This window comes from Paenibacillus sp. J53TS2, from assembly GCF_018403305.1.
Taxonomy (GTDB): Bacteria; Bacillota; Bacilli; order Paenibacillales; family Paenibacillaceae; genus Fontibacillus; species Fontibacillus rhizolycopersici.
On the sequence record NZ_BOSK01000003.1, the window covers coordinates 444,782 to 469,817 of the forward strand.

Annotated in this window: 14 protein-coding genes; 2 read left to right on the forward strand and 12 right to left on the reverse strand. The window is 56.2% G+C overall.

The genetic code is table 11. The features are described 5' to 3' along the window. Positions 1 to 22: 22 nt before the first annotated feature. The 7 genes from KJS42_RS09840 to KJS42_RS09870 all read right to left on the reverse strand — a co-directional run bounded on the left by KJS42_RS09840 (position 23) and on the right by KJS42_RS09870 (position 15,024). On the reverse strand, positions 23 to 4,210 hold the full coding sequence (locus tag KJS42_RS09840; protein ID WP_213622733.1) for a glycoside hydrolase family 2 TIM barrel-domain containing protein: 4,188 nt from the start codon (positions 4,208 to 4,210) through the stop codon (positions 23 to 25). Further along, a complete protein-coding gene (locus KJS42_RS09845) occupies positions 4,189 to 4,899 on the reverse strand; it encodes a hypothetical protein (RefSeq protein WP_213622734.1) in 711 nt (236 codons plus the stop codon). Before KJS42_RS09845 ends, KJS42_RS09840 begins: the two co-directional genes overlap by 22 nt. A 281-nt stretch (positions 4,900 to 5,180) precedes the next feature. Beyond that, a complete protein-coding gene (locus tag KJS42_RS09850) occupies positions 5,181 to 8,978 on the reverse strand; it encodes an Ig-like domain-containing protein (protein WP_244868432.1) in 3,798 nt (1,265 codons plus the stop codon). 124 nt (positions 8,979 to 9,102) lie between these two features. Next, positions 9,103 to 10,641 (reverse strand): ABC transporter substrate-binding protein, encoded by a 1,539-nt coding sequence (locus KJS42_RS09855; RefSeq protein WP_213622735.1) that lies wholly within the window; start codon positions 10,639 to 10,641, stop codon positions 9,103 to 9,105. Between the two features lie 37 nt (positions 10,642 to 10,678). Beyond that, entirely contained in the window at positions 10,679 to 11,563 is an 885-nt protein-coding gene (locus KJS42_RS09860) for a carbohydrate ABC transporter permease (RefSeq protein WP_155605751.1), read from the reverse strand. A gap of 15 nt (positions 11,564 to 11,578) precedes the next feature. Continuing rightward, complete coding sequence (locus tag KJS42_RS09865) at positions 11,579 to 12,511, reverse strand: ABC transporter permease (protein ID WP_239483943.1); 933 nt, start codon at positions 12,509 to 12,511, stop codon at positions 11,579 to 11,581. A 203-nt stretch (positions 12,512 to 12,714) separates the two neighbouring features. Then, positions 12,715 to 15,024: a helix-turn-helix domain-containing protein gene (locus KJS42_RS09870; RefSeq protein WP_213622737.1), complete on the reverse strand. Its 2,310-nt coding sequence runs from the start codon at positions 15,022 to 15,024 to the stop codon at positions 12,715 to 12,717. Between the two features lie 240 nt (positions 15,025 to 15,264). Between KJS42_RS09870 and KJS42_RS09875 the strand changes: the two genes are divergently transcribed. Next, positions 15,265 to 15,807 (forward strand): flavin reductase family protein, encoded by a 543-nt coding sequence (locus tag KJS42_RS09875; RefSeq protein ID WP_213622738.1) that lies wholly within the window; start codon positions 15,265 to 15,267, stop codon positions 15,805 to 15,807. 82 nt (positions 15,808 to 15,889) lie between these two features. Here KJS42_RS09875 and rbsK read toward each other — a convergent pair whose 3' ends face one another. The 4 genes from rbsK to KJS42_RS09895 form a co-directional block, all read right to left on the reverse strand. Further along, a complete protein-coding gene (gene rbsK, locus KJS42_RS09880) occupies positions 15,890 to 17,200 on the reverse strand; it encodes a ribokinase (protein WP_213622739.1) in 1,311 nt (436 codons plus the stop codon). A gap of 363 nt (positions 17,201 to 17,563) precedes the next feature. Next, positions 17,564 to 19,204: an MDR family MFS transporter gene (locus KJS42_RS09885; RefSeq protein ID WP_193416521.1), complete on the reverse strand. Its 1,641-nt coding sequence runs from the start codon at positions 19,202 to 19,204 to the stop codon at positions 17,564 to 17,566. An 18-nt stretch (positions 19,205 to 19,222) separates the two neighbouring features. Beyond that, positions 19,223 to 19,660, reverse strand: a complete 438-nt coding sequence (locus KJS42_RS09890) for a MarR family winged helix-turn-helix transcriptional regulator (RefSeq protein WP_193416522.1) — start codon at positions 19,658 to 19,660, stop codon at positions 19,223 to 19,225. Positions 19,661 to 19,902: 242 nt separating this feature from the next. Next, a complete protein-coding gene (locus KJS42_RS09895) occupies positions 19,903 to 22,941 on the reverse strand; it encodes a glycoside hydrolase family 2 TIM barrel-domain containing protein (protein ID WP_213622740.1) in 3,039 nt (1,012 codons plus the stop codon). 112 nt (positions 22,942 to 23,053) lie between these two features. On the opposite strand from KJS42_RS09895, the gene KJS42_RS09900 reads away from it, so the two are divergent. Then, positions 23,054 to 23,929, forward strand: a complete 876-nt coding sequence (locus KJS42_RS09900) for a helix-turn-helix domain-containing protein (RefSeq protein ID WP_155605759.1) — start codon at positions 23,054 to 23,056, stop codon at positions 23,927 to 23,929. A 26-nt stretch (positions 23,930 to 23,955) separates the two neighbouring features. Here the strand turns inward: KJS42_RS09900 and KJS42_RS09905 are convergent, their stop codons facing one another. Further along, positions 23,956 to 24,876, reverse strand: a complete 921-nt coding sequence (locus tag KJS42_RS09905) for a dienelactone hydrolase family protein (protein ID WP_213622741.1) — start codon at positions 24,874 to 24,876, stop codon at positions 23,956 to 23,958. Between the last annotated feature and the right edge of the window lie 160 nt (positions 24,877 to 25,036).

Below are 25,036 nucleotides of genomic sequence, written 5' to 3' on the forward strand. Positions count from 1 at the left end.
AAACCCGTGAGACCGGGTCCACCTATTTGGGCTCTACCTCGTCTAGCGTCAGGCTATACGACAGATCCTTCATATAGCGGCCGTCGGGATGAAGGAAGACCAAACCGAAGTCAAGATCCTCGTCACTCCCACGCACGATGGCAATCAGCCGGTTCAAACCCGGATTCAAGACCAGCTCCTGTTCCGGCTCCGCTACCCGCTCCCCGTTTAACACGATTTCAACCGTGGAAGAGGTATCGGCGAGCACGCGCAGCCGTCCCCGACGGGGAGCTCCCCCTTCTTCCGGTACCGTCACGAAGCAGCTCAGGAACCACGGATCCCGACCCGCATTGGCGAGATGCAGCAAGCCGGTGGAGCGGCGTTCTTTTTTCTGCGTCCAGCCGTACAGGCCTTCACCCAAATTGTTTAGTGAAAATTCCGGATCGGTATAGTAAGCCCTCATCGCGTCGGAATCGACGTAAGTCGGACAAGGCAGAGCCATCATGGCTTCCACGGCCCACTCGCCGTCGCCTTTCTCCTCGTACAGCAGCTCATCGTCAAAAGAGGCACCCAAATGAGCCAGCAAGCGAGTATATAAGCGCAGCGCCTTGTCGCTTTCAGGGTCCGGTAACAGCTGGGAGCATACTACGGTTCCGCTCCCCACTTTGGCTTCAATCAGGAACACCCCGGATGGCAGGGCTTTCCGGCGATTTAACTCCACCAGCGCGAGGCGGCTGTATTCGGCGGTGTATCCCTGCACGAAAAAGTCCATCCAGGCCGTGCCTTCCACGCTGGTGCAAAGGACGTCCACGCCTGGCGCTTCCAGGCGGTGGGTGGCGAGGACCCGGTTGACCACCTCCCGCGGCGACAAGAACACCTTGTCGAAACCGAACAGGTCAACCGGGCTGAGCCCGCGGACGGCGGCGTGCGCATAGTCCGCCGCCAAATGGTACGTCTCGTGCGGCGCCACGCGCACGGGACGGTCCAGCAGGCGGGCTAGCGCCGCCTGCTGCCCAGGCTGCGCCGGCAGGACGAGCACGCGTCCGCCGGCTTCGGCATGGCGCCGGACGGCTTCCGCCGCCCCCGGCGCCTCGAGCAGGCAGGCTTCGGCCACCAGCAGGCCGAAGTCCTGCCCGGGCGGCATGGCGGCGGCGTCCCCGCCATGCCCGCCAGGCGCGGGCGCCGGCGCATCGCCCGGCGCCAAGGGGCCTCGCGGCGCGGCATGCGCCAGCGCCGCGATATCGGCCAGCGCGGCGTGCCGCAGCCGCAGCCGGCCGAGCAACGCGGCGGCGGGGCCGCCGGGGCGCACCAGCGCGGCGGTCGGCAACGCCGCCGCCTCGTCCTGCTCCCCGGCCGCGCCGCCCGCATACGCGAGCAGGTTGCGCAGCAGCAAGCAAGCCTGCGGCACGCGATCCGCGTGGGCCATCAGCTCCAGCTGATTGGCCACCATCCGGCCGCGGCCGTGCCGGTATTCCAGCAGCGGCGACCACAGATCGCCGCCGTCGCCGAAATCGCCCGCGCTGCACTCCAACAGCAGCGTGAAGTCGCCGCGGACCGGCTTCTCGAAGGCGGCGCGGATGATCGGCAACGGGCCGTCTTCGGCAAGCTCCGGTTGCCAGAACATCAGGTCGTCGTCGCCGATCCCGGAGAGCGCCGGATGGCCGTAATCCCCGGCATGGGCGCGCTGGAACGGACGCCGCGACAGCGTCAGCTTCCCCAGAGATAACTGGTTCTGTTCCAGCAGCAGCAGCCGGCCGCCCTGGGCGACATACGCCTGGAGTAGCCGCTCCAACGCGCCGTCAGCATCCTCTGCGCAACTCCCGATGACCAGAAGCCCGTCAGTCAGCAGACGACGGTCATCCAACTGCTCCCGGTCCACCCGTTCACAGCCGGGCACTAGCCTGCGGATCGTCTCATAATCCGCATCGTTCCCCCAATAAGCCACCGGCCGGTTGACGGGGACGGGACGGCTCCGCAGGTTGGCGGACAGGATCCGGTAGTTCAACATCAGCTCATGCACCGGTTGTCCATCGTGAATCAACGTTGCCGTGAGCTCCGCCTTTCCTTCCGATTGGACAGGCAGTGGTTGCCACCTGATCCGGAGTACCCGGAGCTCCGCCGGGCCTTGTGTGAAGTCGAAGCTTTGGTCATGGACGAGCGTCTCCCCTTGCTTCACGGTCAATTTCACCGTGACCCTCCGGGCCGAAAGCGTGTCATTGTACACGTCAAAGCTGCGATCGATCGGCTGTTCGTCATAGAAGCAGCGATCGTATTCGGCGGCGATGATCGTTGCCGGCTTAAACGCCTCGGCCATAACGGCAAAAGCGGGATTCGGCCGATACCTCGGTTCATCCTCCGGCAGCAAGCCGTTGTGCATCGTCAACGAATAAGCCGGGATCACCTTCGGTTTCACGCCGGGGAGATCAGCGTCGAGCGGCGGCGGGAGGACCACGTCCCGCTCGGGCATCGCCCGCATGAAGTAGTGGGCGAAATTAAACGTCGATATACCTGACACCTGCTGGCGCCGCGCAACCTCCACGAACAGCCGCTCTTTCTCCGCCAGACCTAGGGTACTTTCATCGGTACCCCGGTAAGCCCGCAGCCCGACGTACATGCTGCTGTTCTGCGGGCAGATGTACCACCAGCCGCCATGTTCGCCAAAGGTTAGCGGAACGGTACGATCCCATTGTCCGATCGTTCCGTCGATGTTGTAATGTCGGCTCTCCACCTCCGTATGCGCTTTGGACAGCAGCCGGTTATCCCCCTCGGCAATGATCGCCCGCGTCGGATCCAGCTCTCGGATAGAAGTCATCAACCCGGGAAGATGCACCTTAAAGCCATCCCGTCCGTCCACCCAGCGCATCTCGTTTTGCACGCTCCAGAGGATGACGGACGGATGGTTCTTATCGCGCTGCACCAGCCGGCGTACATGCTTCCGGCAAGCTTCCAAAAAGTCGGGATGGTCAGCTTGCATCGATTTGCTCGAGCCGTAAATGGCCGTTTCGTCGACGATCAGCATCCCTTCCTCGTCGGCGATCCGTAGATAGTCTGCCGGGTAAGGCTCCGCGTGCAGCCGAATACTGTTTACTCCGACGGAGCGGCACATCTGGTACCAGTTACGGATATAACCTTCCGTCTGCTGGGTTCCGCCTTGAAAATGCCAAGAGTCGCCGCGCAAGTTCAGCGGAATCCCGTTCAGCTTAAACTGCGGGCCTTCGCACCAGAACTCGCGAAAGCCAAACGATTCCTCCCGCCGATCGATTACGCGTTCCCCGTCCAACAGTTCGAACTCCGCCCGGTACAGGAACGGCGAATCGGGGCTCCACCCCTTGGCGTCCGCCCAGTCCAAATCGAACGAAACGCGGAAGACTTCCCCGCCATGATCGTTCTCGCACAGCCGCTGCCACCGGGCCGACTCGGACGAAACCGGCTCAATCGCCCGTTCCGCCGTTAGAACCTGCCGCCCGGCACCGGTCACCACCTCTGGGGGGCGTCCCCCATCCGGGCTCGAAGCCAGCACCCCCAGCTCGCAAACGCGAAGCCGGACACGTAGCGGTCTTTCCCCTGCAATCGCCGCCGCCTTCCCTCCCGCGCCGCCGATCACGGCGTCTGCCTCAAGCCGCCCTTTCCGGACGGAAGTGCGCAGGGTGACGTCCTCTACGGCCAGCGCCGGGTAACTCTCCAGATAAACATCCTGCCAGATTCCCCGGCAAACACTGCCAAACCAGGAACCGACGAGACCGGTCACCTTCTTGGCTCCAGAGGGTAACGTCGTTTGATCGAAGCTCCCGCAGACGAGATGCAGCTCATGCTCCTGCCCCGGCGTCACAAAAGACGTGATATCGAGTCTTAGCGGCAGGTAGCCGTCCTCCCATACGGCGATTTCTCTTCGGTCCAGATAGATGACGGCTTTCTGCATGATGCCGTCCAGTCTCAGCACGATTCGCTGCCCGGCCATCCCCTCCGGCACTCGAAAACAGCGATGCAGCACGCCAGCCTCGGCATCGTCCCATTCCTTTGGGTAACCGTACAAGTCCATCGGAACAAAGCCATGCTCGGGGATTTCGCCAAAACGCTTCCCCGGCCCCTGGGCGTAGGTTCGTCTCCAACTGGAAGGAACCCTCACCTTCTGTGCCTCATACACGAGGGATTCGGGCAGCGTGCGGCGCCGCGGCTCGCCGTACAGCGGCATAAAATCCCAATCTCCGTTCAAGCATAACGTATGACGCATCGTGTCTCCTCCTCCGTCCGGCGCGCGTGCAGTACAAGCTCCAGCTTCCGCCAAAGCTCCTGCCCTGCCGAAACTCCCGTCCACGGGATAAAATGCGGTTCCATCACTTCGGCCCAGCGTTCCGGCTTAAGCGACGTGTTCAGCTTTCCTTTATAGGTAGCCGGCTCAAGGGTCGCAGGCTGCTCCGAATAGAAAAACAACAAGTTCTCGTGCAGCCCGATGATCCCGTATTTATCCCCGTCGCCCGGCTTTTCTTCTTGATATTGATAATGGTGGTAGATGTAGCTTGCGGCTTCTTCGGGCTTCAGCCTTGCCAGCCTTCCGTAAGGTTCGGTCGAGCGATCCGAATGCCGCCAAGCCGCACCGATAGCGGGTTGATGGTAATGAAAAATATCCGTCATCGGCGCCCACCGCCGCTCCATCCCCGTCCTTGTCCCCGTCTCCAACTCCCCTCCTGGCCAAACGGCCAACCGCTCACCAGCCGCCATCAGCAGCAGCTCCGGCGGAACCGTCTCCCGCAAGCATTCATAATACAGATAGAACCGATTCCCGTCGGCAAAAAGGCTGAGATGATCCACCTCCAGCCGTTCCATCGCTTCGGACAGCTCAAACCAAACCTCCGACCCCCGCCAGATCTCAGCCTTCTCCACTCCATCTAGACCTTCGGCCCGGTAAATGCACCGTTTCATGGCCAACCTCCCAATAGATCGGGGAAATCTATTCGAAAATTCGCATAGATTTCCCCCGTTTACGTCGATTTCAAAGCAATATACTTGAAATTTCATATACAATGAGGCTTCTGAAAGACGAAAGCCCCTAATCTATATGAAAAATCATATAGAATCCCGATTTCTGGCCGCGATCGAGGAAATGTATTCGAAAAATCGAATACAATCAGACATCGAACTCGAACCCTAGCCCGAACTCGATCTCGAACCCGCCGCCCTCCCTGCCGTGCCCCTAATCCACATCACGGATTCAACGATACCCGAATATCGTCAAACAGCAGATAGTCGAACCCGCTGACATAAAAGCCAACCTTGCCCGTTGGCCGATGATTCGGATCGGTGCCGGCGATTCGCAGCGAGCCGTCTACGTAAGCGGCGACGTCGCCGTCCTTGACGACCACCTTCACCGCATATTCCGTATCCGGCTGCAGGTCAAGGCCCGGCAAATCGGCCTCCGCCAGCTTCTGCCAGCTGGTGTCGTACAGGATCCAGCCGGAGGTCCCATCCGCCCGCGTCCGGTAGCCGATGCGGGTGGAACCAACCGCGTCTTGCCGGTCGAAAATATACATCACCCCGCCGTTCTCAGGCATCGAGGACGGCGTCTTCAGCGTAAACTCCAGTACATAGGACTCGAAGTTTCGGTCCAATAGACCGGTAGCGCCGTTCAGAATCTTGTAGCGGCGATTACCGTCCGGATCCGCCGTGATGCTGCGGTTCGGATCAATCGGCCAACCGTTGCCGCCGTTCTCGAAGTTGGTCTCGTGCATCACGTTGGAGACGGTCACCGAAATGTCCGCTTGGATGAGCGGATTTACCGTAGACACCGCCGTGATGATCGTTTCCCCTTCATAAACGGCGTTCACGACGCCCATGGCATCCACCGTCGCCACCGCCGGATCGGCCGATTGCCACGCAACCTCCGTCTCCGGCGTATCCGATGGATCGAAGGTGAGCTGCAATTGCCGCTGTTCTCCAGGAACCATCCGCACCTGGCTCTCAACGGGAAGGATGCCGGCCAGCTCCGTCGACAGCGCCTTAAACTGGATATCGTCAAACAGCATGTAGCTAACGCCGGCGATGTAGAACCCGACTTTTCCCTCGGCGTTGTGTCCGGGATCCTGGCCTTTCAGGCGGAGACCGCCGTCCACATACACGCTGATGTCGCCGCCTTTGACGAGCATTTTGACTTCATATTCCGTGTTTGGCTGTAAGTCGTGGCCCGGCAGTTTCACTTCCTTCAGAATCGCCCAAGCAGGATCGTACAGTAGCCAGGCCGAGCTGCCGTCTGCCCGGGTTTTGTAACCGATCCGGCTGGACCCGCTGCCGACCTGTCGGTCGAAAATGTACAAGGTCGCAGCGTTCCCGATCGTCTCCGGCGTCTTCAGCTTGAAGCTCAGCTCGTATTCGGAGAACGATTTGGAGCTTAGCGCCGAGGCTCCATTCAGTACCTTATACCAGCGGTTGTCCCCTTCCTTGACGATGCTTCGGTTCGCATCCTGGGGCCAGCCGTTCGACCCCGATTCGAAATCGGTAAAGTCCATCACGCCGTCGCCGGCTTCCACTGTAACGTTCACCGTGGCCGTGAACAGCGGATTTTCCGCCGACGCTACCGTGATGACCGTTTGACCTACCGCCAGTCCGGTGACAACGCCGCTTCCGTCAACCGAAGCGATGGCCGGATCGGCCGAGGTGAAAATCAGCGCCGGATTGTCGGCATTCCAGGGAAGAACCGCCGTCCGCAGCTTCACCGTCTTCCAGCGATCGACCGTGACGTTGTCGTCATAAACCGCGACGCCCTGCACCGGGTAGCTGTCTTGACCGAGAGTCGTGCCCGCTTTGCCTTGGACACCGATCTGATCAAACGGGATATCCGGAAACCCGGGAATCTGCTGGAACACTTCCGCATCCGGACGCAACGACAGATCCCCTCCCGCCAGATCAACGAAGCCGGGATCCTCCTGCGCCACCCAGTTGTTGGCATATTGAATCAGCCCAAATTTGTCGTACGCCCCGTTTTCGTTCGTCGTCGTACTGCGCGGGACCACCGGATTGTAGATCACATTCCCCTGAAACGTATTCGTGTCCGGGTAATAACGGTTTTCCGTGAAGAAATCAGCCAGTTCCGGGTATTTCGCCAGATAAGGCGTCCCTACGAAATCGTTGTTGGCCGCAAACAAAGCCAGCCACTTCGGCATGTAATTCTTCGGCACCTGATCGTCCGGATCATCGCCCAGAAACAAATCCGCGTAATCATAAGGCACCTTACTGTCCACAAAAATATTGTTGCGCGTCAGAATGTGGGATCCCCCGTTGTTCTTAATCGCCGAATTGCCCATTTTATAGAAAATGTTCTCGTCGATCGTCAGACCCATCGTAAAATTGTCGGGATATACGCCTTCAACCCCGGGTTTCGTTTCCCCGATATGATGGAAATAATTGCGCCGAATCACGGTTCCGCGCTCCTGCGGCGTTTCGCCGGCGTTCATGTAGATCGCGCCGAGGTCGGAGAACGTTTTGCATACATCGTAAATGTTGTTGTATTCCACCACATGGTCGTTGCCAAAAATCAACACCCCGGGATGAGGCGCGTCATGCAGTTCGTTGTGTTGCATCCGATTGCCCACGCCCGACAGCAGAACGCCGGGATTATAGGCCTTGTGATAATAGGCAAAATCGTGGATATGGGAATTTTTCACGACGTTTCTGCCTGGCGAGAGCGTCGTTTTGTTGCCGCCCGTCAGGGTCACGGCCGTCCCGCCGATATGATGGATATGCGTGTTTTCGATCGCGTGGTCTGTGCCGGGGACGCCGTCGAAGTCGTTGTAATAGAACCGGCTTTGCGTGTTCACCAGGACGCCGCTGTTGGTAAAGTTGCGGATTTCGCTGTTCTGGATCTTCATATGGCTGCCGCCCATGAACACCGCCGCCGAATCGCGGCCGTTCTCCAGGATCAACTCGGAGAAGTTGATGTGCGAAGCGTTCAGCGCATTGATCATCGGCGATTTCAGCATCGTGACTTCAATCGTCGGATCGGCCGTCATAAATTCCGCATTCGGCAGAAAATATAACTTCCCCGCGGAACGGTCGATGTAATACTCGCCGGGCATATCGATTTCCTCCAGCAAGTTTTGCGCGAAGTGGAAATCGGGGTACCAGTTCTTGAAGATCCCGCTCATCTCTCCGTAACGAAGCGTAATGCTTTTGGCGACCGGATCGATCGAGGCGATCTTGTTATACGACCACTCCCAGCTATAGCCGAAAATCCCGTCCAGCCAAATGTCGTCCGCCTGCATCCAATATTGCGGACGATCATACGTGTACGTAAACGTCCCCCCTCGCGTATGCACTTCTCCGTTCGGGTCTTTCCGCGTCGGACCGGGATCGAGGATCTCGTCCATTTGAACGGTACCCTCGTTCGGCCAGCGCGCCAGCGTCATGCCCTGCCCGTTGATGTACAATTCCATGGGCGGCACCTCGCTGAGATCGTTGGCGAGATAATACCCGTGGCGGCTTAAGTTCCCATAGTCCGTGATGCCAAGTCCCGCCAAATCCGCCACCAGCACCTTCTCTCGCGCTTCAGCGCTGATGATGCGGTTACGCACGGCCTCGTCGGTAACCGGAACAAATGCCGACTTCTCCAGCTGTTCGGAACCGGAGATCACCACCTTCTCGCCGGGGTACGCCGCATAGGTGATCGGTTTGCCCGCACTACCCGAATCCTGTTCCCGCAGTTCAAAGCTCGCTGATCGCTCGTAGCGGCCTTCCCGTAAATAGACCGTAATGCCTCCGGGCGGCAAGCCTTTCTCCGCTTTTAGTTCGCGAATGGCATCCCGGGCTTTCTCCAGGGTTCGAAACGGGGCCTTCTTGCTCCCGCTGTTGGAATCACTGCCGTTTGTGGCCACGTAATAAACCGTGGCGCGGGGATGACCGGAATTGCCGGGATGGCTGTTTTCCGCCGCGGAAACCGCAGGCGATGCTACAGGATTTAACGTGAATAACAGACTGGCGATCATCAGCACAAGCCAACTTTGTTTCGTCATCGTTCTTCTTCATCCTCTCGCATGCGATATGAACGGCTTTGCCCAATCTCTGCGGGCAAAGCCGTCCCTCACAGCGGGTTCCTCCCTATCTCCGCTCCACGTACTTTCGTTCAGGCGAGTCCGATTACTTTAAGCCTTGTTCCTTTAAGAACGCTTCAAACTGACGCGTAACCTCTTCCACATATTTGACTTCGCCCGCTTCCTTCAGCTTGCCGTACAGCACAGGCCACGTTTCGTCGAAGTCCAGTGTACCGGTGAGGATCCCCCGCTTATATTCGCCCCACACCGCGTTCAGGTTGGCGATCTCCGTGTTCACCGGTTCGGAATTGAACTTGAAGGCGCCAATCGGATTAACTTCGGCTTCCTGATTGATTTTTTTCGTTTCTTCCCATACGTTCTCCGGCTGTCCTTCCTTCAGGTAGGAATTGAATACGCTGCCGAAAACCCAGTCCATATTCGGGCGGTACCGGGTATCCGCCAAGGCTTCGATATAATCGCCGGACAGTTTTTTGTAATGGACGTCTTCAATCCCGTTACAGATCAGGTTGTAAAGCTCTTTGTCGGTGTTGATCAGATTGAGCAGCATCATTGCCCGCTCCGGATTCGGCGAAGTGCGGCTGATCGACTGGTTGGTCGCTGCCGAATAACCGTTGGAATACCAGTTGCTGATCGGAACGGTGATGACTTCGTTGCCACCGTTTTTCGCCATCACCTCGGCCTCTACGCCCGGCTTCAGCGTCACGTTATACTCCACCGCAATCTGTCCTTTGGTTTGATAATCCGCGAAGTTGGCTGTTGCTGCATCCTTGTAGATATACCCTTCTTTGTACCATTTGCTGACCAGTCGGAAATTGTTCAGCTCTTCCTCAGGATAACGGTACAACGTGTAAGTCGGATCGTTGGTCTTGACGAAGAAATGGCCGTCGACCCCTGGAACCCCCCAAAACTGATCGTCATGCACCTGAGGAATGAAATCGAAGTAATTGCCGAAATTGCCAAACGGGATGATATCCGGTTCGTTTTGCTTGATTTGGGCCAGGAACGGCTCAATGTCCTCGATTTTTTTGATGGATGCCGGATCCAGCCCGTACTTGTCGGCAAATCGCTTCTGCACGATATACCCGTAACGATTGCCGTTGATCTGTTGGTTCGGAATGCCGTAGATTTTCCCGTCGACGGTCAAGCCATCCCACATGACCTGCGGGACATCCGCTTTCAGTTCGGGAGCGTACTTGTCTAGCAGCTCATCGATCGGCTGGATCGCCCCTTTGCGTACCAGCTCCTCCGGCTTCAGCATGTAGCCGGTCCAGAGAATGTCAAACTTCTCGCCTGCGGCCAGCACGGTGTTCATCTTCTGCACATAGTCGCCGATGGCGATCGGCATCATTTTGACGGTGGCGTTCAGCTTCTCCTTCGTGATCTTATTGACCGCTTCCTCCACCTTCGTTTGATCCGCCTGAAGTTGGGAAAGCGGATAATACCAGGTCAACGTGACGGGCTCAAGATCGGTTGTGCCTCCCGTCTCCGCCGTTGGAGCATTTGCACCTTCCCCGCCGTTTCCAGCGTTTCCGCCGTTGCCGCTGTTCCCGTTACCGCCGCAGGCTGCAAGTACGGATGCCGCCAGCAGAACCACTGTCAAAATTCCGATTAGCCTTCTTCTCATGTCATGACCTCCTATGTTTCATTTGGATTGTTCTATGTTAACCCTTGAGGGAGCCAACCGTAAGCCCTTTCACGAAAAACCGTTGAAAGAATGGAAAGATCACCAGCATCGGTCCGCCGGCTAGAACGGCGATGGCCATTCGTGCCGAGTTATTGGGAAAGCTCGACAGATCGATACCCAACTGCTGCGTAAACTCGGAATTGGAGGTAAGAAACTCGATGCTTTTTAGGGTTCGCACCAGCAACAGCTGCAGTGGCACCTTGTTCGGATCGTCGATATACAGCATCCCGTTGAACCACTCGTTCCAGTAGGTGAAGGAGATCAACAGGCCCAGCGTGGCCAGCGCCGGCGTGGACAGCGGCAGGATAATGCGGAAGAAGATACGATATTCCCGCGCCCCGTCGATTTTGGCCGACTCGATGATTTCAATCGGGATTTTCGACATGAACCCTTTCATCACCATAATGTTAAACGGCGACAGCAGCACCGGCAGGATTAACGCCAGCAAGCTGTCCTTCAGGTGCAGGTATTGCGTCATCAGGATGTACGAAGGCACCAACCCGCCGCTGAACAGCATCGTGAAGAACACGTAAAACGTCGTAATCCGGTTATACCGGTAGTCCGGCCTGGAGATGACGTAAGCGGTCATCGCGGTTAATAGCAAGCCGGTCAACGCTCCGATTACGGTCACCGTGATCGTCACCCCGTAGGCCCTTAGCAAAATATCAGGAGCGTCCAGCAAATATCGGTACGCGTTCAAGCTGAATGATTCGGGAATGAACTGATAACCGTTTTGAGTCAGCGACTTCTCGTCGGTCAAGGATACGGCAACAACAAGCAGAAACGGAAGAATGACGACCAGCGATAGGACAACAAACAGGAGATGTAGTCCGATTTGAGAAAGTTTGATCGTTTTAGGCATTGTCGCATCCCCTCCTTACCATAGCGAATGATCGGGATTGATTTTTCGCACGATACCGTTTGCCAGCAGCACCAGAATGAACCCGACCACCGATTGATAAAATCCCGTTGCCGCGGACATGCTCACGTTTCCTACTTCGCGCAGCGCCCGATAAACATAGGTATCGATAATATCCGTAGAGCCGTACAGGAAACCGGAGTTGTTCGGAATGAAGTAATGCAGCCCGAAATCCCCGCGGAACATGTTCCCGATGGATAAGATCAGCATGATAATGACAAGCGGTGCCAGGAGCGGAATCGTGATTTTTAACGCCATCTGCCGTTTCGTCGCCCCATCCATCCTCGCCGCCTCGTAGTACTCGCCGTTGATGCCGACAATGCCAGCGAAATAGATCAGCGTGTTGAACCCTACCGCTTTCCATAACTGAACCAGAATTAAAATGAACGGCCACGACCCGGCATTTTGATACCAACTGATCGGATCCATGCCGAAAGCTTCGAGCGTGCGGTTAATGAATCCGTCCGAATGATTTAAGAACGCGTAGGCCACATACCCCACCAGTACCCACGATAAAAAATAGGGCAAAAACAAGGCCGTCTGGTAATACTTGCTCCATTTCGCCTTCACTTCGTTCAGCAGAATCGCAAGCAGGAGCGCCGCAGCCGCCGTGGTGATAATGTAAGCCGCATTGTACAGCACTGTATTGCGCGTAATGCGCCAGGCCGCATCCGTGGAGAACAAATATCGGAAATTTTCCAGCCCCACCCATTTACTGCCGAACATGCCGAGGTCATACCTGTAATTCTTAAATGCAATAATCAGTCCGACCATGGGGAGATAAGCAAAGATCAGCTTATACACGATCCCCGGTAATGACAGCACGAACAGCTCCCGGTTGTTTCGAAAATGGTGAAGCTCCCTTCGCATCCATGAATCCCTTTTCAACATTTCAAAGCCCCTTCCTTTCCATCCGTCTTGCCTGCGACGATGGCTTTGCACGTCTAACGATAGCGCAGCTACGGGCCACATCGTTACTGTACAATTTCAGGATTGCTGTATAGGAAGGCTGTAACAATTTCAGATTGCTGTATCGAGACGTCAAAAACCCGCAGGCGGTAGCTCCCGCTGCGGGTTCTTAAGGTAGGAAAAGTTCATGTGTTGCGGTCGATGGCCGCTTTCAGGCGGTATTCCTTTGGCGTGGCTCCGTAACGCCGTTTGAATTGCCGATAGAAATAGCTCTCATTGCCGAAGCCGACTTTCTCCATGATTTCCGTTACGGTCAATTGCTGTTGCTCGAGATACACTCGGGCTTGAGCCAAACGGACTTCGTTAATCCGGTCGACGACCGACAGCCCCTCCTCCGCTTTGTAGACCTGTCCCAAATGAACGGAGCTCATTTTTAGCATGTCGGCGATTTTTTGCACATTAAGGTCGGGATCGGCGTAATGCTTGTCGATGATTTCCTTGACGGTATCGGCCAGCAGCCGGTTTTTGTTCTCGCGTCCGCTGCGGCGTTGCTCGAGTACTTCCTCCACCACCTCCAGGAGTACGGCCTCGATTTCGGTTAGCGTTTCCTGCTCCAAAATACGTCGGTTGATGGCTTGGAGGTTCACCGAGACCGGGTTAGCGTTGTGATGGTTCATTTCGCCCAACGTGTTGCTTAGGGCCACGGTCAAATGCAACAGTCCGGAATACATATTCTCAAAGCTGAATCCTTTAAGAAGCCGGATCCAGCTGCGGATCGCCTGCTCGGTTTCCTCCGGATCTCCGCTCTTCAGCCCTTCCGTCAATCGCCGTTCCAGCTCCTGCGGGACGCGGAACGCCTCATTGGTCTCGTTAGCGCGCAGCTGTTCCGATTCCAGGATCGCTCCTTTGCCCACAATCATACGGTAGTTGGCACGCCGCACCACCAGGTTATAATGCGCCGTAAGCTTGCGGTAATCCTCGAACACGTCGCTTAAGGTTACCGTGAAGGTAATCCGGTAATAGCGGAGAATCATGCCTTGTAGCTCGGCAAAGCGCTCTCCCAGCTTCTCCAGCGCTTCCGTGCCTCCGCCGACGATGAAGACGAGATGACCGCTTTTCATATCCGCAGCTTCGCAGGAACCGCCGTTCCCAAGCAGCTCCTGGCCGATATTGGCGACGGCGAAGTAGAGCAGCGACTCTGCCGCGGGACCCTGCTGTTTGGCCAATTCATGGGCATCGTCGATCTGCACCAACGCCAGGCGAAGCGGCGACGGGTACGCAATGTCGATGCCATATTGCGCTTTAAGCCTTAGAAAGGCCGGCTCCTCCAGGCTTTCGCTCAGACTGATCAAGCTGCGCAGGTGATACAGCTTCGCGATGTTCCACTGCGACGCCCGCTCCTGCTCCAACCCCTTGAGTTTACCCAGCATTTCCGTTACGTTATCCGCGATGAGCGACAGCTCATCCTTGGAATTTGTTGACGGTCGTCCTCCCGGAGGAGGGACCAAAGCAAGCAGATGGCCGACCGGTTTATATAGCCGCAGCGCAAAGAAAACGGACAACAACACGGCCAGGAGCGCCACGGATAACGTAACCGCAATTTCCGTCCATCTCATTTGCCGCACGCTGCCTAGCACATCATCATAGTCCTGTAAGCTGATGATTTGCCAGTTGTTTAGGGCTTTGCTTAAATAGGTGACCTTGTATTTGCTTCCATCCTGCGCGTAGATAAACGAGTCGAGCGATTGTTCTGAAGCCGCGATACGCCGAAGAACATCCTTGGTATCAAGTCCTTCAGGAAGCTGGCGATCGTTAGACATCAGCAGCCGACCCGCGCCGTCGGTAACGAACAGCAAGTCGTTCTCTCGGTCGACCACCCGATTAAGCGCTTTCAGATTGTCCAGCATCCACCCAGGCTTCACTGTCAGAATCAACACGTCGTCGTTGACGGAGCCTAGCGTAAGCCCGTCGTACACAAAAAAGGCGAATACGTCGATTCCTTCGTTCCCGCCGTCCAGGTCAAGCGGTAAGAGCTGCAGCTTCGGGAGTTCGCTGTCTGAAGCCATGATTTTCTCCAAAGCCCCGTACAACTGACCGTTGTCCATCCCGTGGTTCAGCGACGAGAAGAAACGGCCCTGCTTGCCGTTGTAAAATACGATGGCGTGCAAATAAGGGGAGGTCGCCACCATTTTGTTCAGCCGTTCGATTTTTAAAATACTCTGTTTATAGTCCCCCCCGGACTTTAGCGCGATCATCTCTTCATCGTTGTAGAGGGAAACCGCCAGATCTTTGACGATCCCGTTCATGTTCTCGATATTGTAGTTAAGTTGAGTGAGCAATTTGCGGTCGGCGTCGTTTTGCAGGCTCAGCACCTTATCGCGGGCGACGGAGTTCAGGACGAGGGAGGCAATGGCAAGCATGGCGACTACGGGCATAAAGCTGAGCAGGATCCGCTGCAAATATTTGCGTGAGCGGAGCATTTGCAGCACATTCATCGGTTCTCACTCCCTGTAGATGACTTAGGGTTGCGTTCAAATATATTGGATTTCGGCATCGGGAGAATGCCTTGGTATCGGGTGCCCTAAATATATCGTTCGCATTTTGGGTTGTCAATCCTCCTCCTTCCACCGCGCCGTGAATTGTGACCGCAATCACCTTGCCGCTCCTTCAACAGCGTTATCCTTCGAAAGAGATGGACCAATGATAAAGAAATAATGGATGCAGGAGGTCGTAACGTGGAGAAACTCGAGGTTAATTTCGAAAAAATGTACTATGGTTTTCCGGTGATTCTAACCAGCTTTTACGATGAAAACGGGGTCGCGCATGTGACGCCGTCTTCGTCCTCTTATTCGCTCAAGGACATGGTTGTCCTGGGCTTCAACAGTAAGGGCTTTGCCGCACAGCATCTCAAGGCGGGCGCCGACTTCGTCGTTAACCTACCGGACCCTTCCCTGCAGGAGTCGGTCAGCTACTGCGGTTCGCGTTCCGGCTCGGAAGGCAGCAAGTTCGCCGCAGCCGGCCTAACGCCGGAGGCTTCGGAGCATGTTCATGCGCCTGTCGTCAAGGAATGTCCCATCTCGATCGCCTGCCGGGTCGTGGATGTTGTCGAAAGCGAGCATTTCCCGGGCTTGACCCATATCATGGGGCGAATCATCAGCCGCTCCGTAGCCAAGGAATATTTGAATGCGGAGGGACGCTTGCAGATCGGCAAGATCAATCCGATCATCTATGGCGGGGACGGGGTCAACAAGGGGTTCCGGTTTTTGCAGGAGAGCTGACAGCTATACTCCTTACAACATCTCCCTACACGAAAAAGCTGCTTCATCGCTATCAAAGCGACGAAGCAGCTTTTTGCTGTATTCACTCAACCAACCAACGGCGGAGCACATTCGCGTGATTATACTCCGGGTCCTTGGCGGCATACAGCAAAGTAACCGAGCGCTCGCGCGCGAGTTCGCGGATACGGTCGGCTAGCACGGCGCACTCCGGGCTGGTGTTCAGTTCCCGGACATAGCTTGTGCTGAAATCTGCATACCGTTCCATCCGGTGCGCGAATTGCTTACGCAGCTCCGGGCTCGGTGCGATCGCCTTCATCCACTCGTCGATCGCCGCATCCGCCTTGGTCATCCCGCGCGGCCATAAGCGATCGACCAAAATGCGGTACCCATCGGCGGGGGCGGCAGGTTCGTAGATCCGTTTCACGCGGATCTGCGCTTCTTGCATCGTCCGGGGCGAGCCCGCTGCCGCAAACTGCCGCACCTCATCCGCCGTCGGCATGCCCGCCTGGGCGCCGAATTTCGTCACGGCCAGCGCGGAGGCCAGCGACGCAAAGCGTATCGCGGCCTCCAGGCCCTCCCCTTGGGCGAGCGCCGTCGCCAACGCGGCGTTGAAGCAGTCGCCGGCCCCGGTCGTGTCCACGACGGAGACGGCATGCCCCTTCACCGGGCGGACCTCCCCGGCCTCATCCAGATAGGCCGATCCGTCGGCTCCCAGCGTTGTCACGACCTGAGCCGCGCCCAAGTCCTTCAGCCGCCGCATCGCCGAGCGGAGGAAATCGCCGGTCGATATGCGGGTTGTCTTCGGCTCTATCCCGGCATACCGCCCGAGTTCGGTGTGGTTGGGCGTCATATAGTCGATATGGCCATAGAGTTCCTGCGGCAGTTCTCGGGCCGGGGCGGGGTTCAGGATGACCTGCTTGCCCAGCGATTTGGCGGTGCGAGCGGCGTAAAGCACCGTCTCCACCGGGATTTCCAGTTGGAGCAGCACGATATCGGCCTGCTTCAGCTTGTCCAGGTGCTGATCGATATCCGCGGGCGACACCCGGTCGTTAGCGCCGGGGACCACAACGATGCTGTTGTCCCCCTCGGCGACATAGATTGAAGCGACGCCTGTCGAAGCGTCGGGCAGCCGCTTAACGCCGCTGATATCAACGCCTTCCCGGCTCAGAGCAGCCCGTAACTCCTCGCCGAAGGCGTCCGCCCCGACCGCTCCGATCATCGAGGTGACCGCTCCTAAACGAGCGGCGGCAACCGCCTGGTTCGCGCCTTTCCCGCCCGGTATGAAGCGGACCCGTTCGCCGAGAAGGGTCTCCCCGATTTGCGGGATTAGCCGTGTCTCGACGACGATATCCATATTTAAACTGCCGATCACAGCTACATTAGGCGTTGACATGATCATCCGTCCTTAACTGAAGTAGTTTTTGCCTTCAAGTTTATGCCAGAACCGTCTTTTGAGCAAGCCGTTCCGCCGGCTAACAGCTCTAACGCGGATCAGCAACGCTATTGGTCGAAAAACAAGCCGTTTGGAAATGTAACGCTTGTGACAGAGCTTATATTACTATTTCTCGGCGAAATATACGCAATTCCATCCTCATAAGCCTTCCGGCAAGCGTTAGATTCTCTCTCCCCCTTTTTTGGGCTTAATAAGCTCCCTGATAAGCGTTAGCGCACCAACGCCCAACGCCCGGCTCCATCCGCCGCAAAAAAGCCAGAGCCCCCGCATCCGAGATGCGATCGCTCTGGCCTTTAGTTCGACTTATTGCGTGACAGAAGCTTGAGATCCTTGCACAGCCGTACCTTCCTCGCCGCCTTCTTTGGCGGTCTGCGGAGTTGGCGCCTGGTTCGTTGACCGAAGCGGCAGCTCCCGCAAGAAGAAGACCAGCACGAAAGCCACAACAAGCACCAAGGTTCCTGTCAGGAACACGGTGGACAACGTATTGCCCAGCGCGTCGCGGATACCTTGGATCATCTGCGCGAACAGCGGCTGCGCATCCGCAGGCAAACTGGCTTGCGTCTGCTCTAACAGCGGCTTGTTCATCAAGGTTTGAGGATTGGCAAAAGCGGTCATCTGCTGCACCATCTGCGGATCCACCTTGCTCATGTCGGGCGCTGAGGACGACTGCAGCGCTTCTTTCAGGTTCTTCGTCAAATTGTTCGACATGACGGTACCCATGACGGCGATCCCGATCGTACCGCCAAGGTTACGGAACAACTGCGTCGAAGCGGTAACTACGCCAAGCTCTTTATGCGGCACGGCGTTTTGCGTAGCCAGCGAGAACACCGGCATCCCGACGCCTAGACCTAAACCGAACACGATCATACTGACGATGGCGACCGGTACACTGTGCATGAAGATCATAATGGCCATCCCTGCAATCATGATTGGAATGCCAAACAATGCAAATTGTTTGTATTTGCCCTTCTTGGCGATCATTTGGCCGGTGATGGCACTCGCGACAACCATGACGATCGACATTGGCATGGTGACATAGCCGGCATACGTTGGCGAAATGCCCAGCACGCCCTGCACGAAGAACGACAGGTAGATCAAGGCGCCCATCATTCCGAAGTTCATAATGAACCCGATAATATTCGAAATCGTCACAACATCATTCTTAAACAAGTGAAGTGGCAAAATCGGATTTTGTACCTTCGATTCGACGAACACGAAGATCAAAGCGGATACGACCGAGGCCACAAGCAAGCCGATAATCTCCGTCGAACCCCAAGCGTACGTCGTTCCCGCCCAAGAGAAGGCCAGCAGCATCGGTACGATCGTCGTTGTCATGAACAGCGAACCCAGATAGTCGATGCTTTGGGATTTGCCGCGTTCCATTTTCGGAAACAGCATCAGGATCATGACAAACGCTACGATACCAAGCGGCAAGAAAATCCAGAACAGCCAGTGCCAATCCATGTGATCGACGAGATACCCGCCCAAGGTTGGGCCAAGTACGCTGGAGAAGCCGAAAATGGCGGTCATCAGGCCCATCCATTTACCGCGCTCACGCGGCGGGAACAAGTCGCCGACGGCCGTAAAGGCGGTCGATTGGATGATACCGGCCCCGATCCCTTGAATCCCCCGGTAGGCAATGAACTGGAAGACGTCTGAGGACGTCCCGGTCATAAAGGCGCCTGCCATAAAGAGCAGGATCCCGATCAGCAAAAACGGCTTCCGCCCATACATGTCGGACAACTTGCCGACCAGAACGGTAGCGATCGTCGACGTCAACAAATAAATGTTGATCGTCCAGGTGTAATAGTCCATGCCGTCCAGAATCGAAATGATTCGCGGCATGGCGGTGCTCACGATCGTCTGGTTGATGGCTGCGAAGAACATCGCGGCCATGATGGCGATCATGATCGAAACTTTGCGTTTAAGTGATAAGTGTTCCATGTAGTTTCTCCATCTCCGTTATGATTTATTTTCTATATTTGCAAGCACTACGCCAAAGATTCGTCGCAAATGCTGTAAATCTTCCTCATGCAACTGATCAAATATCCCCTCAAGCATTTCCTTCTGCCGTTCGGTAACCTGGCTGATGATTTCCCTGCCTTGATCCGTTATCGAAATATTGACAACCCGGCGGTCGTTCTCCCCGCGCTCCCGGTTAACGAAGCCTTCCGTGACCAGCCGGTCGGTGATTCCCGTGATCGCCGCCGAAGTAATTCCCAGCGCCTCCGCCAACTGTGATACGGTATGCGTTCCGGTAGCATTCAGCATGTGGAGCATTTTAAATTGCGGAAAACTGAGGTTAAAATCGCCGCCGCGTTTGTTCCACTCCTGAGTGATCGCCTTAATCAGCGTTCGAAACATCGAAGTCACTTCGAACAGCTCTTCTCTTTTTACCAATGTCCTTTTCCCTCCTTCCTGCCTCGAGCCATTCGTTTATTTAACAATTTAATTAATTTACTGTTTAAATATTTTAGCGTTTAATAATATACTCCCTAATGAATCGCCCGTCAAGCCTTCCTCCCCACAAAAAATTTGACATGGAAAATATAGCCCCAAGTCACTTAAGCTCACTGGACCGTAATAAAAGGAGCCGTTCATCTGGCCGCGGCCGGAGAACAGCTCCTTTCTTATTTTTCTACCTATTCTTCTTCTTTGAATACCGGTTGGATCAACAACTCGAAATCAAATGACTTCTCGGCAAAACGGTAAGGCTCTGCCAACTGTGGCCCGCAGGAGCCAGACCCCGCGCCGCTCATCTGGTAATCAAGCGAAACGATTGTTTCGGGACGCCGCTTCAGCTCGTACGTATGTTTTGCCGCCGTTAGGTCCTCGGCCGTATAATGCAAAGCCTGGAATGAGAACGGCTGTGCCGCCGCGAATTTCAACCCCATGCCTTGCACAGTGGATGCGATCGCCCAATCCGTGCCGTAACGGGAACCGGTCTCTTGCGGCATGACATAATTCTCGAACATGTCATCGACGGATAGTAGGTATTTTCCTTTGCGCACGCTCGCGCGTTTGTCAATGTAGCTCTCGTGCGGACCGTAGCCGTAATATTCGATCTCCTCGGTCCCTTCCGGCATCATCAGCTCGAGACCGATGCGCGGAAGATAAGGAAGATTCTCTCGCACGTCGGCATGTACCGCCAGCTTGACTTCCCCCGTGGCCGCAACCGTCCAGACGGCACGACCGCGCAGGAACGGTTCGTAGCTGTAGCTGCCGAGCGAGAAGTCCACGTGAACTTCGACCGTAGCGTCCGGCTTCTGTTCCCAGCGGCTGGCGTATACCTTCATGGTTGCATGATGCAGCCCCGCCGCTTCCCATTCTCTTCGAATATACATGTCGTTATCCATCGGCGCCCGCCATAAGATAAACCGGGCCGGACGGGAAAGCAGCGGAACGCCTTGCTTCGACAGCTGCTGCGGCATGCCCTGCTTTAGGTCGAAGACGTGTTCGAAGTCAAATCCGGTGACGGCCAGAAGTCCGTCTTGTTCCACCGCTTTCATAAAGGCGGCGTGTTCCCCGATCAGCGCCTGATCTTGACGCAGCTCGGCGTTTGCCCCCGGCAGCTCAAATTGATAGAAGGCGATTTCGTAGCCTTCCTCCGCCCAAGGCGTATCGAGCTGCTGCCGAACCGAACAGGTCAAGACGAACGGTCCTGGCACATCCTGCGGTAGATCGTAAGAGAGAGACAATGTCTGTGTCTCACCCGGTCCCGCGGTAAGCGAAGTCGAGCGTCCTTGCCGGAGCACTTCTCCCCCTCGCTCCAACTTCCAGCTGACCGTCAGGTGCGACAGACTGCTGAAGTCATAGCGGTTCCATACGCGGAACCTGCCTTGCCCGGCATCTTCCGCCTCAATAAGAACCGGTGCAATCACCTGCTTCAATTCCAACAACCCCGTGTGCGGCTGGCGGTCCGGCGATACCAGCCCGTCGATGCAGAAGTTCCCATCGTTCGGCTGATCCCCGAAATCGCCCCCATAAGCGTAATAACGCTGTCCGTCCGGTGTCTCGGCGGCGATGCCATGATCGCACCACTCCCAAACGCAGCCGCCCATCAGCTTCGGATATTGATAAATGACGTTCCAGTAGTCTTGTAAATCACCGGGGCCGTTCCCCATCGCATGGCTATACTCGCATAGAAACAACGGTTTGGTGCTATTCTCATCCTGGGCATACCGCTCGATTTCCTTCACCGAAGGGTACATACGGCTGTCCAGATCAAGGCAGTCCGTGTTCGGATCGCCGTAATACCGGGCATCCGCGCCTTCATAATGCACCGGCCGGGACGCGTCGCGTGCTTTCGTCCACTCCGCCATGGCCATATGGTTGGCCCCATACCCGGATTCGTTGCCCATCGACCAGAGAATGACGGAGGCGTGATTCTTGTCCCGCTCAACCATGCGGACTGCACGTTCCACGAACGCATCCCGCCACTCCGGGTCCTTCGTCAGCTTGTGGAAGACTCCCTCTTCAAGTTTGCCGGTGCTGGTGACGCCATGGCACTCCAAGTCCGCTTCATCGACGACGTAAAACCCGTATTCATCGCATAAATCAAGAAATTTCGGATCGTTCGGATAATGTGAGGTGCGGATCGTATTCACGTTATGCCGCTTCATGAGCTTAAGATCCGTAATCATGTGATTCACCGGGATCGTCTGCCCCAGCTCCGGATGGGAATCGTGGCGGTTAACTCCCTTCAGCTTCACGGCACGGCCGTTGATGCGGAAGATGCCGTCTATGATCTCTACCTTTTTGAAACCGACGCGAAAACGCAGGACCTCTTGCCCCGCCGTCAGCAGCAGCTCATACAATCGAGGCTGCTCGGCGTTCCACAACTGCGGCTGCGGCACATCCAACTCGATGGCCCCTTTGCCGTCCATTTGCGCCTCCTGCCGTCCCACCAACTTTCCTGTCGGATCCCGTAATTCCGCTTGCACCGTCAGGCTGCCCGTCGTTTCGATCTCCGAGCGAAGCTTGCCCTCAGACAGATCAGCCGACAACTGCGGTTGGTTGAACACATCGCGGATATGCGTATTTTCCCGGGAGAGTAAATAGACATCGCGATAAATTCCGGAGAACCGCCAGACGTCCTGATCTTCTAAATACGTGCCGTCGCACCATTTCAACACCAGAACAGCGATGCGGTTGCGACCCGCCGCGACGAACGGCGAAAGGTCGAACTCCGCTGGAATCCGACTGCCTTGGCTGTAACCCACGAAACGGCCGTTCACCCACAAGTAGAAGCAGGCATTGACCCCTTCGAACACGATATGCGTCTCTTTCTTCGTCCACGCTTCCGGCAAATTGAAATCCCTGACATAGGTGCCTGCCGGGTTGTCATCCGGTACGAACGGAGGATCATAGGGGATGGGGTAATTCACGTTCGTGTAATGAAGTTGATCGTAACCGTTGGTTTGCCAGCAGGAAGGCACGATCAAATTGTCCCAAGCGCTTACATTCGTTTCCGTTTCAAAAAAGCTTCCCTCTACCTCGCGAAGACTACGATGATAGCGGAATTTCCACATTCCGTTTAACGTTTGGTAATGCGGTGAGCGGCCTCGTTTTCCCGTCCGAGCCGTCTCGGCGTTTCCATGCGGAATAAAGGAGGCGCGGGCCGGCAGCCGGCCGATGTGCAGACACGATAAATTTTCCCATTCATAGTTCAGTTCCAACATGAGTCACACTCCCAAAACGATTTGCTCTCATTATAGAGGTGGGATATAATCGGGCGGAAGCCACAAATCGGACAATCCACTAGACAAAAAGGACAAAATGGAGGAAACGCCCATGGATCTTCTCCCGCTCAAAAGTAATTTAACCCCCTCCCACAACGAACTTTTGCCGCTGTCCGTATATACGGTCGGAACGGAAATCCAGCCGCCACTCACGCGGATGAAGGGATTTTCGGCGCACCAGCTATTCTTGACCCTATCCGGGGCAGGACAATTTCGTCGGCTGAACGTCGACAAGGACAAATGGGACATCCTTCATCCAGGGCAACTGCTCTTCATCCCCGCCGGCTGCGCCCATGAGTATATGCCTTACGGGGAACAGCCCTGGTTCGTCGGGTATGTCACGCTGCTGGAAAACTTCGGCGAAGTGTTAAGCCGATGGGGCTTTGGGAGTACGCCTCGGCTGCTGCAACTGTCGGATGTCTCCCTATTTACGGACCGACTGTTAGCCATCTGGCAACGATCCGGTAACGATCATGACCCTTGGCAAACGACCGAATTGCTGTATTCGCTACTGCTGGCGATCCTTAAGGATACGTCGGGGCAAACAAGCTTACGGACCGATGCTGCCGTCCCACCGGTACAGCCGGTTGCACCTGCTGCCTCCTACCGGGCATCGGTCGTGGAGGTCGCGGTCCGCTTCCTGCACGACCACTTGAACCGGCCGATCACCATTGCCGGGTTGGCGGGCCATGTCGGCTATTCGCAAAAACAGTTGACCCGGTTGTTCCGGCAATCGATGGGATTAACGCCGCTGCAGTATCTCCATCAGATCCGGCTGAAAACGGCCCGGCATCTGCTGCTCGAGCATCCCGACATGACGATCCGCCAAGCGGCCGCCTATGTCGGCTTAGAGCCGGTTTATTTTGCCCGGCTATACAAACGTGAGTTCCGCCGCCTGCCATCGGAGGAGCTTCGCGAGGGGCGGTAGGTGGCCTCACCGGCCGGGAGTTGCCCCTACTGCGCGGAACGTACCAGATGCCTTGAGATGAATTCCGGCCAAGCAGCCCGCATTTCCGCGGTTTCCATATGACCGCCGCCGGTGATGACGGTCTGCCAATGGTCCGGCTTCCCGGCGGCCGCATAAGCTTCGCGCAAGCCTTGATCCAGCAGTTGCACCCCTTCGAACGGACATAACCGGTCGTTTCGACCGACGAGGCTCATGCGGGGACGGGGGACGATCAGCTTTTGAATCTCTAAAGTCGTAAAATGTTTCAGCAACCCAGGGACATAATAATAAAACCCGTGATGCTCCAAGCCGCGCCTAGCGACCAAGGTTTCTGCATCGACCTGCCCGCAGAGGTCGACCACGACGCCAACCCGCTCATCAAGCGCCGCCAGCCACCAAGACATCAGCCCCCCCATGGACATGCCCATCGTTCCGATTCGCGAAGCATCCACGTCGCTACGCGTGCACAAATAATCGATCAAGCGGTGGTTATCATAAAGCATCATGCCCCATAACGAGCGTCCGTTCCATAACATCTCCTTCACAAGCTCCCCCTCGGTTCTGCCGCTGCGTTCATTGAAGGCCCACATATCGATGCAGCAAACGGCGCAGCCCAATCCGGTCAACACCTTGGCAAATGAAGGCTCTTGAAGGTAAGCGCTGCTGCGAATCATCTCCTTGCGGCCGTTACCATAATTTCCTCCATGGGAATGGTTAAACACGATCAGCGGGAAAGGTCCCTCCCCTTCCACTGGCTTGGCAAAATACGCCGGTACAAGCTCCAGTCCGTTCAAATCCAGCAGCAACGTCTCCAGCATAACCCCGTCGAGCACCTCCTGCTTCAGCAAGCGGGCAGATACCGGTCGCTCGAAGGAGGGCAATTCCCCGAGCGCTTTCCACAATTTCGACCGCTGTTCCTTTACGCCCATTACAGCTCATCCCTCCGATCATTTTACTCCCGATTATAGCGCTTTCATCGCCCTGCAGGCAATTTATATTTTCACGTGTGCATAGCTTGTTTTCCTTGACTATTTGGAGAATTATGAATTAAAATGTAAACGTAAAAATAACCAGTGACTTCCTACGAAA